We start from the raw sequence: 5,317 nt of genomic DNA on the forward strand, positions 1-5,317 counted from the left end.
CGCCTTCACCAAACCCAGAATCTCGGTCCGGAAATCCTCCAGCCGATCCGACCAGCGCAAACCACCCCGCGCCACCGCACCGAACCGCAGATGCACACCCTCCACCCGCGGCGAATACACAAAGATCTCGTACTTCGGCCGCGGCTGCGGCAGCACTCCGATCGACTGGGGATCGAATTTGAGTGAGAGATGGGCCGGCGGTTCGCCTTCGGCATCGCGCCGGAAGTAGTTGGTGCGCAGGGTCGCGGTGACGACACCGAGCACCGCCCGCAGTACGCGGTCGGTGTCCAGGCTGACCACGGCGTCGATTTCGGCCTCCAGCCATTCCGCGATACCGTGCGCGGATTCCCCGCTGCCGTCGGGATCGAAGTAGGCCTCGAAGAGCCGGACAAAACCGTGCGACATCTCCGGGTGGGCGAGCAGTACCCGGGTGATGCCGGCGGCGCCGTAGGAGAAACCGGCTTGTTTCAGGTATTTCGCGTAGGCCCGCAGTACGACGACCTGGCGCCAGTGCAGACCCGCGCACAGGATGAGTTCGTTGAGCGTGTCGATTTCCGCGGATCCGAACCACATCGCTTCGAACGCGGCGGTGAATCGCCGGGCGATACCCTCGCTCGCGGAATCGGCCGGACGGTCCAGATCGGCTTCGAGTTCGGGGTCCAGCCGGGTACGTAATACGGCCGAGACGACCCGTAACCGGAAATCGTAGATCCATTCGGATCCGTCGCCGGTGGATTCGAGCTGATAGGGCCGTTCGTCCACAACCTCCACGCCGAGGCTGTGCAGTACGGGCAGGACCCGGCTCAGCGAGACCCCCTCGCCGGCGGCGTAGAGCGTGAACCGCCACTCCCCCGGCGGAGCGTCCGCCGTCCGGTACAGCGCGGTCCGGAAACGCGCTGTACCCAATTCGTTCGGATCAATCCGGAATCGCATCGGCGAAACTGAGTCCTGCATTGTCGTCACCGTGATCCGCGCCTTTCCGCTTCGGTTTCGATCCTGATACCAGGCACTCTACGCGTTTATTGTGCCGTTGTATAGCGGTACGTTGCGGATGTGTAAACGCTCACGAGTTCCGATCGCGGAAAAAGAACCGCTCGCTGCGGCTGTCTCGGCGAACAGGCCGCAACCACACTGCCGGCAAGCAGCGCTCAGGGTTGAAGCAGACCCGACCGCGAAAGGAAGGTCCGCGCCGCGGCGCTACCGGCGAAAGCCCCGGTATCCAGACGCAACCCGGTACTCGTATCGGCGTACCAGACCGCCGAGGAGGCACTGATCGCCGCGAACACCTCGCCGTCGGCGACTACTTCGCTACTGGCGGTGCGCCATTGCGCAATAGCCTGCGCCAGCACGGCCGGCTGAGCGCTGTGCACCTGGAACGATAGGGCCCGGCCGCCGGTGATATCACCGGCCAGCAACGGACTCCCGGCGGCGAGCACACAACTCTGCACTCCGTCGGTCTCGTCGTGCGGCCGGCAGGCGGCCTCCCGCAACGGGCCCGGCAGCACGGCCGATGGGTCGCCGCCCGGCGCGGACACCCCACCCAGCCCCGGCGGGGCGGTCAGCGGCGGAGCGGTGAGCGCACAGGATTTGACCATCAGAAAAGCCAATACCAGCAGCACCGCCACCGCGACACCACCCGCCACCCGCCACTGCCATTTCGGATGATGCGCCGTGACAACAGCTTCCGCCTCACCCGCGATCCGTGAACGCAGGAATCGCAGGACACCGTGCCGATGGCGCGGGGCGGCAGCACCGGGTGGGCGCCCTTGGGTGTCGTCGGCCGGTGAACCATGGCGATGAGGCCACGCCTCCACCCCCGGGTGATGCCCCGGTAAGCCCGGCCACGACCCCTGTCCGCCGGCCCTGCCGCCCATCTCGGCGAGATGAGCACCCAGGCCGGCGTGCGTCACGCCCGGAGCGGCATCGCCCGGCGGGTCCACCGTGCGCGCCTCCGGCAGCGGTGCACCGCAATTGGCGCAGGCCGAGACCGCCGGGCCTGCGGTATGCCCACAGTACTGACAGCGCACCTGTGTCATCGCCACACCCCGCATCTCATGACCGGATCACCGCCCCGTGATGATGATCGAAGAGATGGCGACGGTATTGGTAGACCGCGAACCGGCGCTCCGCAATACCGTCAGCACGATCTCCGACGTTTTGAGCGGTGGCTCGATCCGGGTGACCACCAGCGAGCGCTGATCCAGCGTCTCCTGGGTGTACGTGGTCCGGTCCTCGTCCTCGAATTGGTAGGAAACCCGGCTCACCGTCCGGAATTCCGTCCACTGGTCGGCGCCGTCGGTACCGACGTGGTCCCAGCCGGGGACGATACCGATCGAGTCGATCTCGTACTCCTGCCCCAGATCGATGCGTAAGACCTGACCGTCCAGCTTGTAGGCCCGAGGGCAGGACCATGCCTTGTCCGGTTCGCCGGAAAAGGCATCCATCCCTTCGGTACCGCCGGGCGGACAGCTCGATTCGGCAGCCTTGGGCATTATGGTGCCGCTACCGGGCGGTTCCGTGGCCGGTGGCGCCTGCGTGGGCGCCGCGGTGACGGCCAGCGGAGTGCTGCCGGACTCTTCTTCGCCACCGGTCACCACCAGCAGCACAACGATGAGCAAGGCGACCACCGCGGCCACGGCCAGCGCCACCCGCGGCTTGCGGAGCTGCTCGGCCACCTCCCGGGCCATCTCCTGCGGGGTTTGCCGGGGGGCAGCGGCCCGCTCGCTTTCGGCGGGCCGTTCCGGCTGGTCCTCCGTCGCCGCGGGGGAATTCAGCCGGGACGCGGCTCGTTCGGCATTCTCGGTGGCCAGCGACGATGTTGCGCCCGGGTCCATGGGTTGCCCGCTGAGCAGGGCATTGATCCGCTCACTGGCCGAGGGGCCCGCGGTCGACCGTCGTGGCGGGACCGGCACCGGTTCGGAATCCGGTTCCGCACTGGGCGGTTCCGGTTCCGATCGACTGTAGGCTACCGGGCCGGGATCTGCGGCCGGACCGAGCAGCGATTCGTCGAAACTCGCCCGGGCGGGCGGTGCGGCGACCGCGACCGGCTCCTCGGCCCGGGCAGCCGGTTCATCGGTGAGCCCGAAAGCCGGATCCGCGAGCAGGGCATCCAGAATCGCGCCTCGATTGCGGAGAAATACATCTCCGGAATCCGCATCGGGCATAGCCGAAATGGTATCGGTTCATCGATCGGCCCCCGCTCCCACATTCCCACAAATGGGAACGATTGGGGACGGGGGCCGGCCGCTCAGCGTGGTTTCTCGGCGGTGACGAAATACTCCGGCGGTACATCGAACACCCTCGCCAAAGCAATGATCAGATCGAGCCGCGGGATGGCATCACCATGGATGAGCCGGTACAGTCCGGACTGCGAAACCGGCACATCGGGATAGGCGAGCTCCAGATGCTGTGCCAGCGAATACAAAGTCAGCCCACGGGTCGATCCGTCCTCGGTGGAAACCACCGATTCGGCGATCAGCTCCGACAGCCTGCTGGAGAAGATCGCCGCCGCGGCTTGTCGTGGAGTGTGCTCCTGCGTTCCCTCCGAGTTGTCGAATCTTCCGCTGTCCGATTCGGTATCCGCTACCACGGTCATCGAGATTACCTGTTCTGCCCTTGTCAACGGGCGGGATATCCATGGGGCCGGGTCACCGGGACCGTCCGGTCGGAGCTCGGTATCGCCACTGCGCCCGGCGGCGGCCGGTCGTTGTCCTCGAGATAACGGGTTTCGCCGCGCGGCTCCACCAGATTCACCCGGACCGTACGCATCGGGATCCGGACATCCAGCTGCGCCTCCCCCACCTGTTCGATGGCCAGATCCACCGCACCGCGCCGCGGACTCCCCGGATCACTGATGGACAGGGTGGTCGGCGCCGCGGAGACCTGCGGCGGTAGCTGGTCGAACACCGCAATGGTCGCGTCGGTCTCGTCAGCTCCGCCGTCGGGGTCGGCCAATCGCAGGGAGCGAGCATCGCCGACCGCGCTGACCAACTGCTGCCAGCGCTGCGGCCGGTTCGTATGCACCTCGATATCGGCGCCCACCACGGTGGCGCGCAACACCAGCTGCTGCGCCACCGGAAGCATCGCCTGCACATCCACTGCCCGCCGCCGGGGGTTGTACCGGGCCGGATCGAACAGGGGCAGGGCCAGCCGGTGCCGTGGCTGTCCGCTGATCGCGCCCAGAATCTGGCCGTTGGGCCCGATCGCCACCGATAGACCGGCGGCCATATCGGGAGGTGCCTCCTCCACAGTCCGCTCATCACAGGTGAGGTCACGCAGCGAGGCGCCCGTCGGCAGAGTCGCGCACAGGGCCAACGCCTGACGGCCCGGCAACCGGCGCAGGTAGTCCGGCAGTGTCTCCGTCATCGCGGGCCCCACATAGCGGACCGCAGCCCGGGGGCCGTCCACTTCGCTCAGGCTCACCACCAGCGTGGTGCGCCCGCTGTTCCAGGTCCAGCAATCGTCGAGACCCGATTCGTCCAGCTCCGACCAATCGATCCCGAAACTGGTGACGAAACGGCCGGGAACCGGGGATTCCAGGCAGCCCCAACGTTCCGTCAGATCCGGCAGTTCCGCACCGACATGGAGCAGGCGGGTAGCGTCCACGAAGGCTGCGGCCGGCAGCGGGTGCGCAGCCATACCACGTTCGCGCAGCCGCACCGCGATCCGGTGCGCCGCCGTGGCAAGCGTTTTCGGTGCAACCACCGCGCACGGACCCCGGCGTGCCAGCATCTTCAGGTTTCGTTCCTGATCCAGCCGGAGAACCAGCCAGGTCAGCCGGTTGCCGACAACCGGACGCGAACCGATCAACTGGTCGTAGAGCATGCTGTAACTACCCGCCGACCGCACCCGCTGCCCGGTGGTGACGATATCGATATCGATATCGATGCCGTAATGGTCGAGCATGGGCAGCAGACTCTCGACCGATACCGTGTCCTCGGTATAGATGGTTTGCTCGGCGATCACCGTCGGCAGATCGAGATTCGGGGCGAGCTGGATCATGGCGATCAGGACGGCCCCGTCCTCGGCGATACCGCACAGTCCCGCCGGCACTTCCACATCGTGCACCGGTAGCGGTGTGCCGAGCCCGGCGGCCCCGGGGGGGCCCCCCCCCCCCCCCCCCCGGCCCCAACACCCACCCCCCCCCGAGGGGGGGGCGGGGGGGGAGGGACACACCCCGGCACCCAGGCTGAGTTTTTTGCCGCCAGGAAGCGTGATCGGGATCCGGGTGGCTTCCCGTGCGGCGCGATACAGGGTGACAAGACCTGGTTGCGAGTCGAGGTACTCGGACATCACCGGAGCGAAGTCCGGCGTCCCG

General features: G+C 67.3%; 5 protein-coding genes. All 5 read right to left on the reverse strand.

Annotated elements, in window-relative coordinates; all coding sequences use genetic code 11:
- Window positions 1-933, reverse strand: a 933-nt coding sequence (locus tag QH196_RS18970; protein ID WP_348538088.1) for an NAD-glutamate dehydrogenase domain-containing protein, incomplete at its 3' end; no start/stop codon positions are given.
- A 215-nt stretch (window positions 934-1,148) separates the two neighbouring features.
- A complete protein-coding gene (locus QH196_RS18975; protein ID WP_280417138.1) occupies window positions 1,149-2,042 on the reverse strand; it encodes a hypothetical protein in 894 nt (297 codons plus the stop codon).
- Window positions 2,043-2,063: 21 nt separating this feature from the next.
- A complete protein-coding gene (locus QH196_RS18980; RefSeq protein ID WP_280417139.1) occupies window positions 2,064-3,164 on the reverse strand; it encodes a discoidin domain-containing protein in 1,101 nt (366 codons plus the stop codon).
- 83 nt (window positions 3,165-3,247) lie between these two features.
- Window positions 3,248-3,595 (reverse strand): helix-turn-helix domain-containing protein, encoded by a 348-nt coding sequence (locus QH196_RS18985; RefSeq protein WP_280417140.1) that lies wholly within the window; start codon window positions 3,593-3,595, stop codon window positions 3,248-3,250.
- Between the two features lie 23 nt (window positions 3,596-3,618).
- The gene (gene eccE, locus QH196_RS18990; protein ID WP_280417141.1) at window positions 3,619-5,067 is read right to left on the reverse strand and encodes a type VII secretion protein EccE; all 1,449 of its coding nucleotides are present in this window, start codon (window positions 5,065-5,067) and stop codon (window positions 3,619-3,621) included.
- Window positions 5,068-5,317 lie beyond the last annotated feature (250 nt).

Source organism: Nocardia carnea, from assembly GCF_029868325.1.
GTDB classification, from domain to species: Bacteria; Actinomycetota; Actinomycetes; order Mycobacteriales; family Mycobacteriaceae; genus Nocardia; species Nocardia carnea_C.

Excerpts from the sequence above, each read along its gene's own strand:
- QH196_RS18980 (WP_280417139.1), bottom strand. The coding sequence starts at position 3,164 with ATGCCCGATGCGGATTCCGGAGATGTATTTCTCCGCAATCGAGGCGCG.
- QH196_RS18985 (WP_280417140.1), bottom strand. The coding sequence starts at position 3,595 with ATGACCGTGGTAGCGGATACCGAATCGGACAGCGGAAGATTCGACAAC.